The organism is Paenibacillus sp. EZ-K15, from assembly GCF_002573715.1.
In the GTDB taxonomy this organism is placed as follows: domain Bacteria; phylum Bacillota; class Bacilli; order Paenibacillales; family Paenibacillaceae; genus Paenibacillus_AQ.
The window spans coordinates 18,310-38,363 of the sequence record NZ_PDHM01000010.1; the positions used below are offsets into that span (position 1 = coordinate 18,310).

General features: G+C 51.1%; 16 protein-coding genes. 13 read left to right on the forward strand and 3 right to left on the reverse strand.

The genetic code is table 11. The features are described from left to right. The first annotated feature begins 189 nt into the window (after positions 1–189). Both CRG97_RS07070 and CRG97_RS07075 read left to right on the forward strand, forming a co-directional pair. A complete protein-coding gene (locus CRG97_RS07070) occupies positions 190–1,932 on the forward strand; it encodes an ABC transporter ATP-binding protein (RefSeq protein WP_098742408.1) in 1,743 nt (580 codons plus the stop codon). Continuing rightward, a complete protein-coding gene (locus CRG97_RS07075; protein ID WP_098742409.1) occupies positions 1,913–3,772 on the forward strand; it encodes an ABC transporter ATP-binding protein in 1,860 nt (619 codons plus the stop codon). Before CRG97_RS07070 ends, CRG97_RS07075 begins: the two co-directional genes overlap by 20 nt. Positions 3,773–4,090: 318 nt before the next feature. Here the strand turns inward: CRG97_RS07075 and CRG97_RS07080 are convergent, their stop codons facing one another. After that, the gene (locus CRG97_RS07080; RefSeq protein ID WP_098742410.1) at positions 4,091–5,482 is read right to left on the reverse strand and encodes an MFS transporter; all 1,392 of its coding nucleotides are present in this window, start codon (positions 5,480–5,482) and stop codon (positions 4,091–4,093) included. 118 nt (positions 5,483–5,600) lie between these two features. Here CRG97_RS07080 and CRG97_RS07085 point away from each other — a divergent pair, with 118 nt between their 5' ends. From CRG97_RS07085 to pepT, 10 genes are all read left to right on the forward strand, one after another. After that, entirely contained in the window at positions 5,601–6,512 is a 912-nt protein-coding gene (locus tag CRG97_RS07085; protein ID WP_098742411.1) for a LysR family transcriptional regulator, read from the forward strand. A gap of 303 nt (positions 6,513–6,815) precedes the next feature. Beyond that, on the forward strand, positions 6,816–7,592 hold the full coding sequence (locus CRG97_RS07090) for an ABC transporter permease (RefSeq protein ID WP_098742412.1): 777 nt from the start codon (positions 6,816–6,818) through the stop codon (positions 7,590–7,592). Next, a complete protein-coding gene (locus tag CRG97_RS07095; RefSeq protein ID WP_098742413.1) occupies positions 7,589–8,389 on the forward strand; it encodes an ABC transporter permease in 801 nt (266 codons plus the stop codon). The genes CRG97_RS07090 and CRG97_RS07095 overlap by 4 nt, the downstream gene beginning before the upstream one ends. Positions 8,390–8,405: 16 nt before the next feature. Further along, on the forward strand, positions 8,406–9,392 hold the full coding sequence (locus tag CRG97_RS07100; RefSeq protein WP_098742414.1) for an ABC transporter ATP-binding protein: 987 nt from the start codon (positions 8,406–8,408) through the stop codon (positions 9,390–9,392). Positions 9,393–9,492: 100 nt separating this feature from the next. Then, positions 9,493–9,993, forward strand: coding sequence for a DUF3995 domain-containing protein (locus tag CRG97_RS07105; protein ID WP_098742415.1), 501 nt, complete (start codon positions 9,493–9,495; stop codon positions 9,991–9,993). A 205-nt stretch (positions 9,994–10,198) separates the two neighbouring features. Next, positions 10,199–12,169, forward strand: coding sequence for a tetratricopeptide repeat protein (locus CRG97_RS07110; RefSeq protein WP_098742416.1), 1,971 nt, complete (start codon positions 10,199–10,201; stop codon positions 12,167–12,169). 143 nt (positions 12,170–12,312) lie between these two features. Next, positions 12,313–13,062 carry a methionine ABC transporter ATP-binding protein gene (locus CRG97_RS07115; protein WP_098742562.1) on the forward strand — a complete coding sequence of 250 codons (750 nt, stop codon included), beginning with the start codon at positions 12,313–12,315 and terminating at the stop codon, positions 13,060–13,062. A 4-nt stretch (positions 13,063–13,066) separates the two neighbouring features. Then, positions 13,067–13,765, forward strand: coding sequence for a methionine ABC transporter permease (locus CRG97_RS07120; protein ID WP_076322978.1), 699 nt, complete (start codon positions 13,067–13,069; stop codon positions 13,763–13,765). Positions 13,766–13,819: 54 nt separating this feature from the next. Then, on the forward strand, positions 13,820–14,656 hold the full coding sequence (locus tag CRG97_RS07125) for a MetQ/NlpA family ABC transporter substrate-binding protein (protein WP_098742417.1): 837 nt from the start codon (positions 13,820–13,822) through the stop codon (positions 14,654–14,656). Between the two features lie 143 nt (positions 14,657–14,799). Beyond that, the gene (pepT, locus tag CRG97_RS07130) at positions 14,800–16,032 is read left to right on the forward strand and encodes a peptidase T (RefSeq protein WP_098742418.1); all 1,233 of its coding nucleotides are present in this window, start codon (positions 14,800–14,802) and stop codon (positions 16,030–16,032) included. 96 nt (positions 16,033–16,128) lie between these two features. Here the strand turns inward: pepT and CRG97_RS07135 are convergent, their stop codons facing one another. Next, on the reverse strand, positions 16,129–17,013 hold the full coding sequence (locus CRG97_RS07135) for an AraC family transcriptional regulator (protein WP_098742419.1): 885 nt from the start codon (positions 17,011–17,013) through the stop codon (positions 16,129–16,131). A 191-nt stretch (positions 17,014–17,204) separates the two neighbouring features. On the opposite strand from CRG97_RS07135, the gene melA reads away from it, so the two are divergent. Continuing rightward, the gene (melA, locus tag CRG97_RS07140; protein ID WP_098742420.1) at positions 17,205–18,503 is read left to right on the forward strand and encodes an alpha-glucosidase/alpha-galactosidase; all 1,299 of its coding nucleotides are present in this window, start codon (positions 17,205–17,207) and stop codon (positions 18,501–18,503) included. Between the two features lie 142 nt (positions 18,504–18,645). On the opposite strand, the gene CRG97_RS07145 is transcribed toward melA, so the two are convergent. Then, positions 18,646–19,953 (reverse strand): sensor histidine kinase, encoded by a 1,308-nt coding sequence (locus tag CRG97_RS07145; protein WP_098742563.1) that lies wholly within the window; start codon positions 19,951–19,953, stop codon positions 18,646–18,648. Between the last annotated feature and the right edge of the window lie 101 nt (positions 19,954–20,054).

Here is a 20,054-nt window from a genome sequence, read left to right on the forward strand (position 1 = left end):
ACATGTCAGCCGTTGCGTTTTGAAATGTGAATTCCCGTGATATTTTTAATCAGCCGGTAAGTTCTAGGAGAAAATATATTATAATAGACATATCCAGCTCTTGTACGAACGAAAAATGCTACTACATGAAGACCAGTGGGTAATTGATGTTAGAACATGATAAAGGTCTTCAGCCTCGGAGGAATGCATATGGGAATGGTCTTCTCGATCTTGAAAAAATACCGTGTAGCAGCGATTGCGGCACTGGTCATGATGCTGATTGAGCTCACCGTTGAGCTGATTCAGCCGCTGCTCATCTCTAAAATCATTGACGACGGTATTCAGAAACAGGATTTGTCCGTCGTATGGATGTGGGGAGCCGTTTTAACTGGAAGCGCTATTATTGCCTTTATAGCCGGGATATCCAGCTCTTTTTTTGCGGCGCATACGAGTCAGGGACTCGGCTATGATCTGCGTGATCAGCTGTATGAAAAGGTGCAATCTTTCTCCTATTCGATATTTAACCGGTTTGCTACCTCATCATTGATTACTAGACTTACGGGTGACGTCACCCAGATTCAGGATACGGTGTTCATGGGCTTACGGTTTATGACGCGTGTTCCGCTAGTTGTGTTAGGAAGCATTATCATGGCATTGGTCGTGAATGTGAAGCTGGGCTTGCTGCTTGTCCTTACCGTGCCATTGTTGTTTATTTTTATTGCTTGGATTATGAAGCGGGCAGCGGATGCGTTCCGCAATGTACAGCAGCGACTGGATGCGGTGAACGGCGTCATTCAGGAGAATTTGACCGGGATCCGGTTGATTCGCGTATTTGTGCGCATGGGTCACGAGATTGAACGCTTTGGTCGTACCTCGGGCAAGCTGATGAGCACCACCGTCTCGACCTTGCGGTTAACGGAGACGACGATGCCGTTTATTCTTCTCATTATGAATGCCGGGATTATGGCGGTCCTGTGGTTTGGCCGCAAAGACATCGCGTCTGGCAGTGCCAGCGTCGGCGAAGGGGTTGCCGTCGTCAATTATTCTCTACGTTGTATTGGTGCCATGTCCGCCCTGTCTTGGGTTGTCGTTGCCTTCTCCCGGGGTCGCGCTTCCGCCCAGCGGACGCAGGAGGTGTTAAAGACGGAAGAGGATGCAGCAAGCGCGGGCAAGGATAAGAATAAAAAGGTTCAAATTCAAGGGGGCGTGAAGTTCGAGCAAGTGAGCTTTAGCTACCCGGGCAGCGACATCGACGTGCTGACGGATATTTCGTTTGAAGCGATGCCCGGAGAGCGGATCGCGATCATGGGAGCAACAGGTTCCGGCAAATCTTCGTTAGTACAGCTAATTCCACGGCTTTACGAGGAAGAGAAGGGGACCGTGCTCGTAGACGGAGTGGATGCCGGATCGATCGATGAGGTGAATCTGCGCAGCAGCATCGGTTATGTGCCGCAGGAAGTGCTGCTCTTCTCCGGTACGGTCCGGGATAACATTGCCTGGGGACGCGAGGAGGCTTCCATGGAAGAAATTAAAGAAGCGGCGCGCAGAGCCCAAATCCATGATACCATCGAGCATTTGCCTAAGGGCTATGACACGATGCTGGGCCAGCGGGGAGTCAACTTGTCCGGCGGACAGAAGCAGCGCTTGTCCATTGCACGGGCGCTCGTGCGAAAGCCCGCCATCCTTATTCTGGACGACAGCACCAGCGCCCTTGACGTCCGAACGGAAGGCGCCCTGCTGGATGCCCTGAAGGATTTGTCCTGCACGACGTTTTTGATCACGCAGAAGATCAGCTCCACCACTTCGGCCGATTTGATCCTACTGCTGGACGATGGTCGTTTGATTGGAAAAGGGAACCACGACGCTTTGATGGAAAGTTCCGCTCTGTATCGACGCATCTATGAATCCCAATACGGAGAGGAGGCGCAGCAGCATGCTCAAGGCATTCACTGAACCGTTTCGTCATCCAAGACCGAAGATCGATCTTGGCAACAATAAGGATGGCGGCCAGGGCGGTAAGCCAAAAGCCAAGGCCAAAAACTGGTCGGGCACCCTCTCCAGAATATGGGCTTATCTTGCCCGCCGCAAAGGGAAGCTCGCACTTGTGCTGCTGATGGTGATGATCAGCTCGGGGCTGGCGCTGCTCGGTCCCTATCTGCTCGGCGTCGGGGTGGACAAATTTCTGGATGATGTACGTAATCCGGACAGTTCCATCGACTCGGCCTGGTTGTATTTTCTTGTAGGCCTGGCCGCCGTCTATGTCCTTCAGGCTTTAACCACCTGGCTGCATAACGTCTGGATGATCGGCATCGCCCAAGAAACGGTGTACCGGATGCGGATGGATCTGTTCACGCATCTGCACCGGCTCCCGATTCCGTTCTATGGCAAGCGACAACAGGGTGAGATCATGAGCCGTCTGACGAACGATATCGAGAACGTGAGCTCAACGCTGAACAGCTCGGCCATTCAAATCTTCTCGAGCGTGCTGACCTTAATCGGCACATTATCCGTCATGTTATGGCTTAGTCCGCTCCTTACGCTGCTGACCTTCCTGGTTGTGCCGCTGATGATGATGGGGATGCGCTGGATCACCCGGCGGACCGGTCCATTGTTCAAAGAGCGTCAACGCAACCTGGGGGATCTGAACGGGTATATTGAAGAAACGCTGTCGGGACAGCGGATTATTAAGGCTTTTTCCCAGGAAGAACGGGTGGTCCGCGAATTCGATGAGCGCAATCAACGGATTCGTCTTTCGGGCTTCTGGGCGCAGAGTATCTCAGGCTTTATTCCAAAGCTGATGAACGGGCTCAACAACCTGAGTTTTGCGATCGTAGCGGGAATTGGCGGCATCATGGCGATCCAGGGACATATTACGATCGGCGTCATCATTATTTTTGAGAGTTACGCGCGACAGTTTACGAGACCGCTGAACGATCTGGCGAACCAATGGAATACGCTACTGTCAGCCATTGCGGGGGCGGAACGCGTTTTCGAAGTGCTGGATGAAGAGGTTGAAGCGAAGGATGAAGGAGCTGCGGTCACGTTGAAAAGCGTGGAGGGTGCGGTGAAGTTCGACAACGTATCGTTTTCTTATGAAAAAGACGGAGATACCCTGGAAGGAATCACCTTTGAAGCGAAACCCGGCGAGATGATTGCGCTGGTCGGTCCGACGGGTGCGGGGAAGACTACCTTAATTCAGCTTCTCTCCCGGTTCTACGATCCGGACAGTGGAAGCATTACCCTCGACGGGCGGGATATTTCTTCGATTCGCAGGGAGAGCCTGCGCTCGCAAATGGCTTTTGTGCTGCAGGATTCCTTCCTCTTCCAGGGCACGATCCGGGAAAATATCCGCTTCGGACGGCTGGATGCCACCGATGAGGAAGTGGAAGATGCCGCGAAGCTGGCTAATGCCCACTCGTTTATTGTGCGGATGAAGGACGGTTACGACAAGAAACTCAAGCCAGACGGCAGCGGCATTAGCCAAGGCCAGAAACAGCTGCTTGCGATCGCGAGGGCGATTCTCGCTAACCCTTCTATGCTGGTGCTGGATGAAGCGACAAGCAGCATCGATACCGTAACGGAAATCAAGATCCAGGAAGGATTGCAGCGATTGATGAAGGGGCGGACGAGCTTCGTGATTGCCCATCGTCTAAACACGATCCGCTCGGCGGACCGCATCCTGGTGCTGAAGGATGGGCGCCTGCTGGAGCAAGGCTCTCATGATGAACTGCTGAAGCAGGGAGGATTCTACAGCGAGCTGTATTACGGCCAGCTGAAACGAGCGGCTATGTAATATTGCACCAGTGCCAAGGTGGAGGAGTGTACCATCAACGACCAGCATCACTTGCTGCCGCGGTTGCCGCAATGAGGTTACCCGGCATAGACTATGGTTGTCTGTTGAGGGCATCGTGCCATATTGGAACATGCATTAAAATAGAATCAAAACCACCGGAAAGGCTTGAAGAAGCCTATTGTTACTCCGGTGGTTTTTCTATTGACCTGATTGAATTTAGATGCTGCCTTAAGCCGGGCCTCAAGTCATGTCGTGCCGTGTAAACAATATGGATGCAAACATAATATTTTTACATTAATCGTATCTGTTGTTCTCTCCTTACTTAGAAACTGTGGTTTGAACCTGCAGCTTGCGCTGTCCCGCTCTGCCAAATTGCATCATAAACAGCAGGAGAACTCCAGCTTGTAAGGCAAACAGGACGATATAGATATTGCTGTAGGTGGAGGCTCCCTGGAACAGATTTAACGGATTCCAGGAACTTCCGGCGCCAAGATCGACGGCTTTGCCGTATACCCCCGTGGCGATCGCACCTGACAGAAAGTTGAGCAGAGAGAACAATCCCATACCGACGCCAGTTTGTTCTTTCGGCAGCGACAAGGAAATCGTCTTGGAGAGCGAGATTTGCATAAACATTTGCCCCACATTGCCGAAGATCAGAAACAGCGCAATGAGGAATGGCGATCTGCCCGCGAAGGTGGACAACAGAGCGAAACAGACCAGAAGCAGGGTGGACGCTATATAGAATAGATAACGTGTTCCCTTGGTATCCGCGAGTTTGCCGCCTCTTCCGCCAAGCATGGCCGTGACGATGGCTCCCGGCACCATGACAAATCCGATCCAACCCGGAGCCAAACCGTTAATATTCGCCAACAGCTGTGGCGTTAGAAAGGGCAGGGCGTAACCGACACTCACGATGAATATGGCAAGCACTAGTCCGACTGAGTAGCTTTTGTTGCTGAATAAACGGGGCTGAACAAAAGGCTCTTTAGCTGATCGAATGCGCAGGAGGAATAACAGGAACAGCATGAAGCTGCCTAAACCATATATCCAGTTTCCCTGTGTCACCGCAAGGAGCAGCAGCGCAACCGTCCCTGCCAGAAGACCGCCACCGAGCCAATCGATCCGTCCCCCCTGGCCTTGTTCATTGCCCAAATATTTGCGGTACAAGGGCAAGGTGACGAGGATCAACACGGGGATGCAGAAGAGCCAACTCCAGTGGAACACACTGACGATCAAAGCCGAGACCACCGGCCCAATTGCGCTTCCGATCGCGAGTCCGGTAGCAGTTATGCCAAGCGCGCGCCCCCGGCTTTCTGCCGGGAAGTAACGGACGGGTATGATCATGGCTGTTGCCGGAATGACGGCTGCCCCCGCAGCCTGAAGTATCCGGCCCAGCAGGACCATCCAGTAGGCTTGTGCCGATAACCCTGTAATGGAACCGACAAAGAAGAGGAGCAAACCGAAGGTGAGCAGATTTTTGAGTTTATAGGTGTCAGCCAATTTTCCGTATATGACAGAGCCTATGGCATATATCAGCATGTAAATCGAAGATACCCAACTGACTTGGGCAAAGGAAAGCTGGAATTGCTTGCTGATTTCCGGAAGTACGATATTAAACATGGTTGCGCTCATCGATGAGAGAATCATCGTAAAAGCCAGAATGCGTATTAATTTTTCAGCCGATGGTGGTTGTTGCTGATGTTCGTTCATGTTATTTCCCCCTTTCCTTTGGTTACGATTTATTCTACAATCGATAGTTAATAAATAAAAATATATATTATGACATGCATTCATATACTTTAGGTTATCAAAAAAGGAGGAAGTTACCATGGAGCTGCTTCAGCTGCATTATTTTCAGACGGTGGCCAGAATGGAGCATATGACCAAAGCTGCAAAGGAACTTCGAATTGCCCAGCCTGCGCTCAGCAAGACGATTGCCCGGTTGGAGGAAGATTTGGGAGTACAACTGTTTGATCGGCAGAATCGGCAAATCAAGCTCAATTCATTCGGAAAGGCTTTTTTGAAAAGCGTAGATACGGCACTTTCGGCCATTGAGGAAGGCAAGAGAGAGGTTTCGGATTTGGCAGGTATGGAGAGGGGAAGCATACGCATCGCAACGACGGCGCTAAGCCGGCTGTCCAGGGCACTGGGTGCTTTCCGCACACGGTATCCTGAAGTGAATTTCCGCATTGTCCAGATTGCGCCCGACTCGATGATGGAGATGGTTCAGATGTTGGAGAACGGAGAGGTCGATCTATGCTTTACCGCAGCGGCATTGGACGAAGACAACATTCGGGAGATCCCGGTCCTCCATGCCGAGGTGTTCTTGGCGGTGCCTCACGGGCATCGATTGGCGGGACGGGCCAGCGTAACCCTTCAGGAGGTAGCGGGGGAAGCATTCATCGAATACAAAACAGGCCACCCGTTTCGAAAAATGAACGAGGAGTTCTGCCGTTTGGCCGGGATCAGCCGGGATGTCGTCTGTGAAGTGGATGAACCTGCAGCTTTGGCCAGCCTCGTATCCGCCGGACTTGGAGCGGCATTTGTACCCGGGTGCAAAGGGGATGAAAAGCCGTCCTTCGCGATGGTGCGCATCGAGAAGCCTTCCTGCTACCGCACCTTCACCGTAGCTTGGTTGGAGCGGCGATATCTGTCCAAGGCCGCCAGGGAGTTCCAATCCTTCCTGATAGAGTATTTCGGCGAGTTTCAGGGGCCGATGAAGCATAGGGACGTGATCTGACAGCGTGTACCAGCGTATATGATGATGACGCCGGTGCAATTTCATACTCCAACAACGAAGTCTTCAAACTCCCTTGGTGGTTTCTTTCGAAACTGGGCTGGGAGGAGAAGGCTTCTTTTGTATTATCAGGTTAGCCAGAATCTTCTGGTTGGCCTTTTTGTATGCCGAATCCCTTCACGATTTACCTCCCGAAAAAAGTCTTGCCTGAAATGGAACGTTCTGGTATGCTATTGTCCTTCTCTCATTTTCGCCTTGTCTGAAGTGGATGGATCCGCCATCTAAAATGCTTATCGGAGGTGCTTCATGCTTTATTTCACATTGGCTTCCAAAGCCTATGCCCGCAATTTGCAGTACCGCGGCGCTCACATGGTGCACAATATCGCCAGCGCGATGTTCGGCTTCATGTATGCCTGTATCTGGATCGGTCTCGGTGCAGACTACGCGCTCGGAGATTACGGAACGCAGGGAATGGTCGGTTATATCGCCTTTACGCAAGCTGCGCTCTGGGTTTCCAGTTTCGTCACGAATGGCCTCGGCATTCCCCAAGCCGTGCGAACCGGCCATATCTCTCTGGATTTGATGCGCCCCGTTCACTTGTTTAGTCATTTGATGGCCAAGGAATGGGGGCAAATCGCCTACCAATTCGTTTACAAATCGATCCCGATCTACCTGGTGTATTACTTTGCCTTCTCGCTGCATTTACCCGGAAAAGCATCTACCTTTCTCTATGTTGCCATTGCGCTTGCAGGAGCCGCCTATTTATCGATCTGCATCAACTATCTCATCGGCGCATCCGCATTATGGACAACGGAATCGTCTTGGTTGTATTGGGGCAACCATGCGATGATCAATCTGCTTGCAGGCTTCTTCATCCCGATTGAATGGCTGCCGGGCTGGCTTCAGACGATGGCCTGGTGGTCGCCGTATCCTTATCTGCTCTATGTGCCAACTCGAATTTATCTGGGTTTTGATGACGTTTCCTATCTATGGGGGACGCTCCTATGGTGCGTGCTGCTCACGCTGGCTAGCCTGCTGGCAACGGGCTTCCTAAGACGGAAAGTGGAGGTGCAAGGAGGATGACCACAAGATCCTGGCTATCTCTGTACGCGCTGTTGATCCGCACCAGCATCAAAAGCCGCATGCAGTACAAATTCAATTTTATCCTGGCTTCGTTTCTCGCCGCCTTGATTCAAATTTCCGAATTCCTTATGGTCGCTATCGTGCTCTACAAGTTTGGGGCCATCCAGGGGTGGTCCATGCATGAAATCGGGTATTTGTTTGCCATTATGACCTTATCGAAGACGCTCTATCGGACGTTCGCGGATGAAGTGCACCATCTTGAACACTACCTGATCAACGGGGAGCTTGATCAGCTGCTGACCCGTCCCATGCCGGTGCTGCTGGCGCTCATGCCGCAGAAGTTCCGGATTATGCTGGGCGAAGTGCTGCAGGGCGGTTTTCTGCTCTGGTGGTCGCTGCATGGCATGATGGCGGCAGGGCAAGTCGGATGGAGCGCGGTGCCGCAATCGCTTTATATTATCGTCACGGGGGCCGTCATCCTGTTCTCAATCGGACTCTCTACCGCAACGTTCGGTTTTTGGACGACCCGGATCACCGAGCTTCAAAATATTACGGAGGACGCGGCCCGGACAGCAGCCCAGTATCCGCTCACGCTGTATCCCAAATGGATGTCGTCGATCCTGCTGATCGTGGTTCCGGTCGGTTTAGTTAATTACATCCCGTCATTATACATACTGCGGGGCGAGCTCGGAGTTTGGGTGCTGCCCGCATTGGCTGGAGCGGCTCTGGTATGTCTCTACTTAAGTCTGAAATTCTGGCAGTTTGGTTTGACCAAATATCAAAGTACAGGGAGCTAAAAGGAGGAACGCGTCAATGATTGAAGTCCACAACATACGCAAGGAATTCAAAACGCCGGTTGTGAAGGAGGGGCGCTTCTCCGGTGTGCGAACCCTGTTTACGAGAGAATACCGGACGAAGGAAGCCGTGAAGGGAATCAGCTTTCAAGTGGAGCAGGGGGAATTCGTCGGTTACATCGGACCAAATGGGGCCGGGAAATCCACAACCATCAAAATGCTGACCGGCATTCTCCACCCGACCTCGGGTCATGTATCCATCGGAGGCATGAATCCGCACAAGGAACGGCGCAGCGTCGTGAACAATCTGGGCGTCGTATTCGGTCAACGGAGCCAGCTGTGGTGGGATTTGCCGGTGAAGGATTCCTACGATATTTTGGCTAAAATGTACAGCGTGGATCAGACGGACAAGGAGCGCAGGCTCGGTGAGTTTGCTGAACTGCTGGATTTACAGGCGTTCTGGGAAACGCCTGTGCGCAAGCTGTCGCTCGGGCAGCGCATGCGCGCCGACCTCGCCGCCGCGATGCTGCATGATCCGGACGTGCTGTTCCTGGATGAGCCGACGATCGGCCTGGACGTGAACGCCAAGCGGAACATCCGCCATTTTCTTAAGCTGATCAACGAGCAATTCGGCAAGACCATACTGCTCACGACGCATGACATGGATGATATCGAACAGCTGTGCAATCGGGTGATGGTCATTAACAACGGCGAGCTGTCTTATGATGGAACGGTACAGTCTTTACGCGACACCATCGGGCTGCCTACCGTGATCACCGTCACTTTCCGCGGTCCTTTTGTCATTCCCGATCAATCTTTACGCGAAGGCGATCTTTCCGTCCCGATTCGGGTGACAAGCACGCTGGATAACACCGTCACCATTGAGGTGAACCGCCGCGAGATGAACACGCTTGATATTTTTAAAGAGCTGGGCCGCTGGGGCGAACTGGATGATATCGATATGGAAGATCCCGATTTCGAAGATGTGATTCATAAGGTGTACTGAACAAAGTCGCGCAGGCTCCACCGCATATTTAAACTAAACTTAAACTTCAAGTTATCTGAATGCTCTTTTCGTTAAGTATGATGAGCTTGAGGTGTTTGATATGAATAATTCAAGAATGAAAAAAGCTGGCTATACGGCTTGCATTGCCGCTGTTCTGTATGCCCTCCCCCATTATTGGTGGGGACTTGGCATCGGGTTTGCATTCCCGGGGGATTTCCAGGAAGCGCCTGATGAATTTTGGACGCACGTGATCGGTTACTGGGGAATGGGTACCCTGGCCTTATTGGCAGCCGTATTCGCGTTTGCTTTTGCCAGACCGTGGGGGTTACGCTTACCGAAATGGTTGCTAATTATACCAGCTGCTATTGGTTCTGTTTTGTTGTCATTTTGGGGATTTACTTACTTCGTCCTGCAGTATTTGTTAGCGGTCGGCCGCGTTCAGTCGGCCCCAATGTATGCCACTCAAGATGCAAGCCCCATGGCGGTGTGGGGATACTTCTGGTACGCACTCTTTCTGATCTGGGGAATTTCATTGGGTGCAGCAGCATACTATGCTGGAAAAGTCCGTAAGCAGAATAAAGCAAATCATTTCACTAAATAACGCATGTATTCCTTTTGATTGGACATTTTTGGTAACCTCGTACAATATAATAGGATACACACCTAAAGAGGAGCCTGCAGGGTTCCTCTTTAATTTGGGTGCAAATGGACATAGAGGAAGTATAATATAGAGATGAGAGGAAGGAGTCCTCTGCTCTAATCATACGAGCCCAAGAATAACATCTACATATAAAGGATGAGCCACCATGAAGTTGATGAAGCGGATCTGGTACCGTATCGGTAACCATTACAGGAAGAAGCGGGATTTTGAACAAGCCCTTAAATATATGCGAAAAGGCGAAAGTGCCATTACCGGTTTCAATGATAAGCTGCTCTATGCGGAACTGCTGCACAACAGCGGCCATTCGGAAGAGGCCGTAGCTTATTTGGGGCGCGTGATCGATACGAGCGGAAGCCATCGCGCGTATGAGCGGCGCGCTCATATTTTGCGTGAGCTGAACCGGGAGCGCGAGGCCATTGAGGATCTAAATGAAGCGATTCGATTGAATGCCGACAATTATATGAATTGGTATACCCGGGGGATTGCCCACAAGGATTTGAACCAGTATGACGAGGCGATCCGGGATCTGAAGGAAAGCATCAAGAGAGAGGACGGCAGCACGGTTATTTCGACTTACTATGAGCTGGGCATGACCTTTTATGAGAGCGGCAATCCGGCGGAGGCGGCGCACTATTTTCACCTAAGCATCGAGAAGCCGGAACGCGCCATCCCGATGTATTATTACATGCTGTCCGTATCCCTGGATCTGATGGATCATGTGCAGGAAGCTGTGGGTGTGCTGCAGGAGGGGATCCAGCTGGCTGATCGGTATGAGGCGGAAGAGGATGGCGGATACGCGCTGTTCGCAGATAGCACCAATTACAGCTATGGCGCATTTCAGACGTTTCAGCGGCAAGTGCGGGAGGCGTATTCCTTTCGGAAGCCCATGGCGGACCTGTACGTGCAGCTTGGGGACATGGGACAGGCCGAACACTATTTATCGGAGGCCATCGAGCGGTATCCGGATTCATACGAGCTTTACTTAAAGAGAGCGGAGGTCTTCAACCGGTCTGATAACAAAAATGCAGCCAAAGCGGATTTGGAGTGGGCCATTGAAGCGGAGCCGGACGATTACCGTGCGTATTTCGACTTGGCTCGGATCTATCGCGAGGATGGTCTGGAAGAGCAAGCCTACGAGCTGATTTCGAAACTATATGCAAGACAGCCGGACTCCCCGCTGGCCTGTTATTGGATGGCCGATTGTTACTATCGGTTGGGTCGTCAGGAGGAGGCGCTCGCGATTAATGACAAGCTGCTTAAGCTTGAGAATGATGATGCCCCCAACTATGTGCAGCGCGCCGATATTTATATGGAGATAAATGATCTGCCATCCGCGGAGCAGGCTTTGAAGGAAGCAGCCGCTCTTCAGGATGGGACTGAAATCCGCAACAAGCTGAGTTATGTGCTCTATCTTCAAGGACGCAACGAGGAAGCGCTGCTTGAGCTGCAGGAAGCGGTTAAGCAGGAGGAGTCCTTCTCCGAGCATCCGACGTATCTGGCGGCCAGTGGTCATATATATAAGGAGATGGGCATGTGGGACCTCGCCATCGACGCTTATTCCCAGGCGATTCAGGCGCATCCGTCGAATCCGAGATTTTACGAGTTTCGTGCCGTTTGCTTTGTGGAGACCGGACAGCTGGAACGGGGATTAGCGGACTGCGCTCAAGGGCTCAGCTTGAACCCGGGGCAAGGCAGCCTGTACAGCCTGCGAAGCGGCATCTACTACACGATGGCGGATTACGCACAGGCGAAGGAAGATACGCTGCAAGTGCTGGAGCTTTCGCCGGGTCATCCGGGCGCTTATTTCAGACTGGGACAGATCTATTACAAGGATCAGGATGAGGATGCGGCATTGGCTGCTTTTGACGAGGTATTGAAGCTGGTTCCCGAGCATGCCGACAGTTATCTGTACAAAGCACATATCTATTACGGCCAGTTCGAGCATGAGGATGCCGTACAGGCCATCGTGAACTGGAGCTTGCATCTTCAGAAGGAGATGTCGCCAGCGGATAAAATCCAAGCCATCGAAGGCTTGGAGGGATTTGAGGAGAGTTTGCTGAATAAGGCGGTAGAACGGTTAACCGGCATGTATGGGCATCAGCTTTATTTGTCCTGAGAACTTGCACTTTCTGGCAGCGAATAAGTGGTGTCACATTTTGTCCAAAATTGTGGTATGATTCAATAGTTGTTGCAGCATAACATTGCTCGCAGGCTGTATAGCCAAGCGGGCTTTCTTCATGTGCAAGGAGGGGGATTATGATGATCTCACTGCAAGAGGTCAGTAAAAGCTTTGGCAGCGGCAGTGACCGTTATCAGGCGATAGACACTGTCTCTCTTCATATTGAGGAGGGAAGCATACACGGAATCATCGGCACGAGCGGAGCCGGGAAATCGACGCTGCTGCGTATCATGAATGTACTGGAGCGACCGGATTCCGGCCGAGTTGTGGTGAATAGTCAGGAGCTGACTTCCCTTGGCGGCAGGGAGCTGCGGGAGGCAAGAAGATCAATTGGCATGATCTTTCAGCTATTCCAGCTGGTCAGCAACCGGACAGTATGGGGCAATGTGTCGATGCCGCTTGAACTGGCGAAGGTACCGAAGGCCCAGCGGGCGAAGCGTGTCCAGGAGGTCCTGCGTTTTGTCGGGCTTGAGGATAAAGCGAAGTCGTATCCGGCTCAGCTAAGCGGCGGGCAGAAGCAGCGGGTAGCGATTGCCAGAGCGTTAGCCAATTCGCCGACCGTCTTGTTGTGCGATGAGCCGACCTCATCCCTGGATCCGCAGACAACTGCGGACATTCTGGAGGTGCTCCGGCATATCAACCGAACGCTGGGGGTAACCATCGTGATCGTTTCCCACGAGATGGATGTGGTGAACGGCATTTGCGACCATGTGTCCGTAATGGAGAACGGGCGTCTGAGCAGAACGTACCGTAATCAGCTAAGCGATGGAGGGGCTTCTCGGGGTTCAGAATCTTCAACGGACGGTGCAGGGAAAGTGGGGGATTGTTAGTTCCATGAATGACATCATTTCATATTTGAGTGATTATTTTGCCTATGTTCTGCAATATCAGAATGAAATATGGCGGGCGATTGGCGAGACGTTCATCATGGTGGGCATATCGATTGCTGCCGCTATAATACTGGGTCTTCCGGTCGGAACACTGCTATTTCTGTGCCGAAAAGGCCAGCAGTATGAGAATCGCCTGTTATTCTCCATTCTGAATGCCCTGGTTAACGTCATACGGTCCTTCCCGTTCCTGCTTCTGGTTGTCATTATGATTCCGGTCACGAGGTGGATTGTCGGCACATCCCTCGGGACGCTGGCTGCTGCCGTACCTTTATCCGTCGTTGCGGTGGCTTACTATTCAAGACTGGTCGAGCAATCCTTGCTGGAGGTGCCGAAAGAAGTGATGGAGGCTGCCGCTTCCATGGGGGCATCCACACTTCAGATGATATACAAATTCCTGTATGTGGAGGCCCGATCGGGCCTTGTGCTCGGGCTGACAACATCCACGATCAGCTTTATCTCGTACTCCACGGTGATGGGAATCGTGGGCGGGGGCGGCGTCGGGGATTTCGCGATCCGCTACGGGTACCAGCGATTTGAGGGAGAGCTTATGTCATTTACGATCATCATTATGATCATTCTGGTACAGTCGATCCAGTTCGGCGGGAACCTGGCATCCAGATTGCTGGATAAGAGAAAAGTTTAATTATGTTTTTGAACGCATGTACACAGATTATATTTTACCTGGAGGTAACCTACGATGAATAAGAAATTAATGCTGCTGATGCTGACCCTCTTGCTGGTACTGGCAGGCTGCGGACAGCAACCTGCTAAGGACAAAGCTTCGGAGAGCGCTGCACCCGATACCACGAAAGAAGTTACATTAAAAGTCGCAACGCTCATTCCGCCAATGACCGAGGTGCTTGACCTGGTGAAGCCGATGCTGAAGGAAGAAGGCATCAATCTGGATATCCAGATCCTGTCCGATAACGTGCAGCCGAACAATGCGCTGGCTCATAAAGAGGTAGATGCAAACTTCTTCCAGCATGTGCCGTACATGGAAGAATACAATGCGAACAACGGCTCGGAATTGGTTCCGGTCCAGCCGATCTACAATGCCCTGTTTGGGGCTTACTCCAAAAAATATAAGACCATCGAAGAGCTTCCGGACGGTGCGACGATAGCGATTGCTAACGACCCTTCCAACATCGGCCGATCGCTGGTGATGTTCGAGAAGAGCGGCCTGATTAAGCTGAAGGAAGGTGTCGGCATTAAAGCCACGCAGGCGGATATCGTGGAGAATCCGCACCAATACAAGTTCACCGAGGTGGATCTGCTCATGCTGGCCCGTACGCTCGACGACGTCGATATGGTTGCCATGACACCAGCCTACGCGAAACCGCTGGGGCTTACCCCTAAGAAAGATGCTCTCGTAACCGAAGGCAACGACTCCGATTTCACCATTACGCTGGTGGCTCGTAAAGATAATGTGGATTCCGAGCCGATCCAGAAGCTTGCCAAGGCGATGACCAGCCCGGAAGTGAAGAAGTTCTTCGAGGATAACTATGCCGAGAGTGTGCTGCCGGCTTTTGAATAAAGCGCGAATTTTAGGGTTCGCATTAACCGTTTTCCGAGGTTTTGGGAAACGGTTATTTTTTTGCTCGCGGCCAAATATGGTATACTCTTGATGGATTTGAGAGGTGCATCTTACATACCCATACGTATTGGAGTTGAGAATTTATGAAAAAAGAAGTAATCGACAGACTCATTACCTATGCACAAGTGGATACGCAGTCAGACGAGAACAGTAATACCTGCCCTTCGACACCGGGACAGCTGACGCTGGGTCAGCTGCTGGTGGACGAGCTGAAGGAAATCGGCATGCAGGACGTAACGATGGATGAGAATGGTTATGTGATGGCTACACTTCCGGCAAACTCGGATAAACCAATCCCGACCATCGGCTTTTTGGCACATATCGATACGGCTACCGATTTTACGGGTGCCGGTGTCAAGCCGCAGATCGTCGAACAATATGACGGACAAGACATCATTCTGAACAGAGCGCAGAATGTGGTGCTTTCCCCGCGGGATTTTCCGGAGCTGAATGGCTACAAGGGACATACACTCGTAACAACGGATGGCACCACCTTGCTTGGAGCTGACGATAAAGCGGGAATTGCCGAGATTATGACGGCGATGGCGTATTTGATACAACACCCGGAACTGAAGCATGGTAAAATCCGGGTTGCTTTTACCCCGGACGAGGAGATAGGGAGGGGACCGCACAAATTCGACGTGGAGGCTTTTGGGGCCAAGTACGCATATACGATGGATGGCGGACCGCTCGGGGAGCTTCAATACGAAAGCTTTAATGCAGCTGCGGCGCTTGTAACCTGCAAAGGGAAGAATGTCCATCCCGGAACGGCCAAAGGTAAAATGGTCAACGCGGCGAAAATCGCCATGGAGCTGAACAGTTTGCTCCCTGCGGAAGAAGCGCCTGAGCATACGGAAGGGTATGAAGGCTTCTATCATCTCTCCTCCATTGAGGGCGATGTGGAGCTGACCGAGCTCCGTTATATTATCCGCGATCATGATCGGGAGCTGTTCGAAGGAAGAAAGGCCAAGCTGGCCTCCATCGTAGAAGAGCTTCAAAACAAGTATGGAGCCGAGCGGATCATCCTTCAGATGAAAGATCAATATTACAATATGCGCGAAAAAATCGAGCCGGTCAAAGAAGTGGTCGACATCGCCCAGACAGCAATGGAGAAGCTGGGAATCAAGCCGATTATCGAACCGATTCGCGGTGGCACCGACGGCTCTCAACTGTCGTACATGGGCCTGCCAACACCGAATATTTTCACGGGTGGGGAGAACTACCACGGGCGGTATGAGTATGTATCCGCGGACAATATGGTATTGGCTGTTCAAACGATTATTGAAATCGTGCAGCTTTATGAGGCTCAGGCTTAAGTTAAAGCGTTTCAAAAAGAGCTGCCGGCAGGAGTGCCGGCGGCTTTTTCGTCTCCTCTTGTTCGACCAAACACTACGTCCTTGCCCGTATATAAATCATGCTTTATTAGAGCCTTTCTCCAGACTGCATTTAAACTCGCTTGGGGTCATGCCTGTCCATTTGCGGAACTGCTTGGAGAAATAGAGCGCATCATTGAAACCGACAGAGGAGGCAATCTCATGAATGGAGAAGGACGATTTCATGAGCGACTTGGCTTTCTCGATACGTACCTTCATGAGATACTGCATGGGGGACAGGCCAGTATGCTGTTTGAACATTTTGGACAGATGTGCCCGGTGATAGCCAAGTGTCTTGGCCATCTGATCAATGGATAGCTGTTGGTGATACTGGGTCGAGATCCATCTCTCGGTCTGCCTTACGCCCCGCTCGATATCAGGCACGTCATTGGAGTTCGACGGAAGGTGCTCGCGGTTTAACATCGCCAGCTTATGGAGCAGCAATCGGAGCCATCCGGAAGCCTGGAGATCCTCAAGCCAAGGGTGATCCGATTGGTTAAAGCCCAGACGGAGATGACGGTACATCTCGACCAGGGAGCTTAACTCAGCTTCATCCGTACAGTGGATAATCGGCTTAGCCGGCGTAACACCCATGTCGGCCAGCAGCATCTTGGTGCCTTTTTCTTGTAAAGCTACCCAGTTATAGTGCCAGGGATTCCGATCATCAGCTTCATAGCTGAAAAGAACACCGGGAAGGATCACGAAGGTATCGCCTGCCTGGCAATGATGTACGATGCCGGCACATTCAAATATGCCTTGGCCTGTCAAGACGGTATGAATGAGGCAGTAATCATGAATGATCGGACCGATTTTGTGGCGCGGTACGGGAGTCCCCTCACCGCTGAATAGGATGTTCAGATCATGACCGCCCGGCGAAGGATTCATACCAATCGTGTACAGTGTATGGTCCGGCAAAATGGACATGCGTTAGTCCTCCTTAATCGTGTGCGATATCAATCGATGAAGTGGATGCTGTGTTAGGGTTAGCTTACCTAATGAAACAACAAATGTCCATATCGCCCTTGTTTTGCTCCATATTCAAAAAAGACCGATTATCATATAGTTAGTCTTGTGAAAGCGTATTAATTCATGGAGCTTAGGGAGGGAATTTATTGATGTCTAAGATTACATTTATCGGAGCAGGAAGTACCGTATTTGCCAAGAACGTTCTGGGTGATTGCATGCAGACACCGGCTTTGCAGGGATTTGAACTTGCTTTGTATGATATTGACCCGATCCGTTTGAAAGACTCGGAGAACATGCTGAATAATATTAAGAAAACCAGCGGCAGCACCTGTGTCGTCAAATCATACAGTGATCGCAAGGAAGCCCTTCGCGGAGCAAAATATGTCATCAATGCCATCCAGGTCGGAGGATACGATCCGTGTACGATTACGGACTTTGAAATTCCGAAGAAGTATGGACTCAGACAGACAATTGCCGATACCGTGGGGATTGGCGGAATTTTCCGCAATCTCCGTACCATCCCGGTCATGCTGGATTTTGCGGCCGATATGCGGGAAGTTTGCCCACAGGCGCTGTTCTTGAACTATACGAACCCGATGGCGGTGCTGACCAATGCCATGAACACGCTGGGCGGCGTGCAAACGGTAGGTCTGTGCCACAGCGTACAGGCTTGCATTCCGCATCTGTTCGATAATCTGGGGATGGATAAGGAAGGCGTGCAGGCCAAAATCGCTGGCATCAACCATATGGCATGGCTGCTTGAGGTAACGAAGGATGGCGTGGACCTGTATCCGGAAATTAAGAAGCGCGCGGCCGAGAAGCAGAAGGAGAAGCATCATGATATGGTTCGTCTCGAGATGATGCTGAACTTCGGTTACTACATCACGGAGTCATCCGAGCATAACGCTGAATACCATCCGTATTTCATCAAGCGCAATTATCCGGAACTGATCGAGCGCTTTAACATCCCGCTGGATGAATATCCACGTCGCTGCGTGAACCAAATCGAGGGATGGAAGGCGATGCGCGAAGATCTGGTCAACAACCAGGATCTGATGCACAACCGTTCCCATGAATATGCCTCCTACATTTTAGAAGCGATTGAGACCAATGTGCCGTTCAAAATCGGGGGCAACGTAATGAATACGGGGCTGATTACGAACCTTCCGAAGGAAGCCTGCGTTGAGGTTCCGTGTCTGGTCGATGCCAGCGGCGTAACCCCGACCTATGTCGGCGATCTGCCTCCGCAATGTGCCGCACTGAACCGCACCAATATCAATACCCAGCTGCTGACGCTGGAAGCGGCGGCAACCGGCAAGAAGGAGCATATCTATCATGCAGCGATGCTCGACCCGCATACGGCTGCCGAGTTGTCCATCGATGACATCAAGAGCCTGTGCGACGACCTGATCGAGGCGCATGGAGACTGGCTCCCTAAATACCAATAAGGCTGATACGGCTTAAGCAAAAATAACAGAAGTTTTGCAGCAAAAGAAATTGTATTACTGCAAGCCCAATAAAAGAGAGAGACGCTCTGGTAACAACAGAGGCGTCTCTCTTTTTCATTAACGGATTGCGTGCGCAAATCAACTATGGATTTATATTGGCATGCGGGAGCGTGATGAGAAACACCGTTCCTGATCGTGGCGAGCTTCGTACCGAGACACTCCCATTCATGGCGCGAATGGCTTGATAGGAGAAGGTGAGTCCAAGTCCGGTGCCACTCATTTTAGTGGAATAGTAGATCGAACCAAGACGGCTCAATTGCTCGGGAGTCATGCCGATCCCGTTATCCTTAATTTCGATGGACACCTGCTCAGCTTCTTCATAGATGGTGATGTGGACCGTGCCTCTATCGACGTCTTTACTGGCCTCAATCGCATTCTTAATAAAGTTGACCAACAGCTGCTTGAGCTCCGCCGGACTGCCTAAAATGTAGATGGGGAGCTGAGGGTAGTCAGCGCTGAGGGTCACGTTGCTCATATTAGCATATGAAGTCATGAGCTCGACGACAGACTTGATCTGGGGCGAGAGCTCGATTCTTTGCTGAAACGGCAAGTAAGGCTTGCTGATCGAGAGGTATTCGGACAAGATTTGCTCGGTTCGGCGAATTTCCTCCATGCTGATTTCCAGAAAACGTTCGGTTTTTTCCTGAGGGAACGTACCGCTCTTAATCAATTGCAGGAACCCAAGCACGGTGGTCAGCGGATTGCGGACCTCATGGGCAAGGGAGGCTGCGACATGATTGACGGCTTCGGCTTTCTCATTCTGGATATACCGCAGATAAAGCTCTTTGTCGGATACGGATTTGTTAAACAGGGTAACGAGAAGCCATATCCCGAGCGAGTTATGAACGGGCATGGCCAAAATATTAAATATGATGTAATTCGTGATGTAGTCGGGTTTGGTTATATAGAGTACCAGGAGCGGAAGGACAGAGAAGCTGATACCGGCTATAAAAATGATCCATAATTTGTGTTTGCTACGGTGATACAGGGATGACAGCAGAATCGACAGCGGAAAAGTGAAGATCAAAATAATGATGGCGTCGATCATGCCGGCTCCGCCAATGTACAGCCGATAAAGCAGAAACTCCACAAGCAGGATTACCCCTGTCGTGAACCCTCCGAATAATATGCCGAAGAACATAATGATATACCGTACATCAAAGATGACTCCGCTTTGAACAGTCAAAGCAAAGGTCATAGACAACAGCATGCACAGCGAACAAATAATAATGATGAAATTGCGGGAATAGTTGACTGTCAGTTTTCTGTAATAGATGTTGTATGCGACAAAAGGCATCAACGCAAACAATAGCTGCAGCAAAACATCTTTAATCACAGGCAGTAGGCCCACCCCTTTGAAGGATATCGAATCGTCCGCTAGATTAACCATGTCCATTCAAGTTCGACGTCCGTTTGGAAAAATCCTTGAACGTTGAAATAAAAATAACAAAAATTATTCGTAATCAGATTGAAATGAGAAACATATAAATC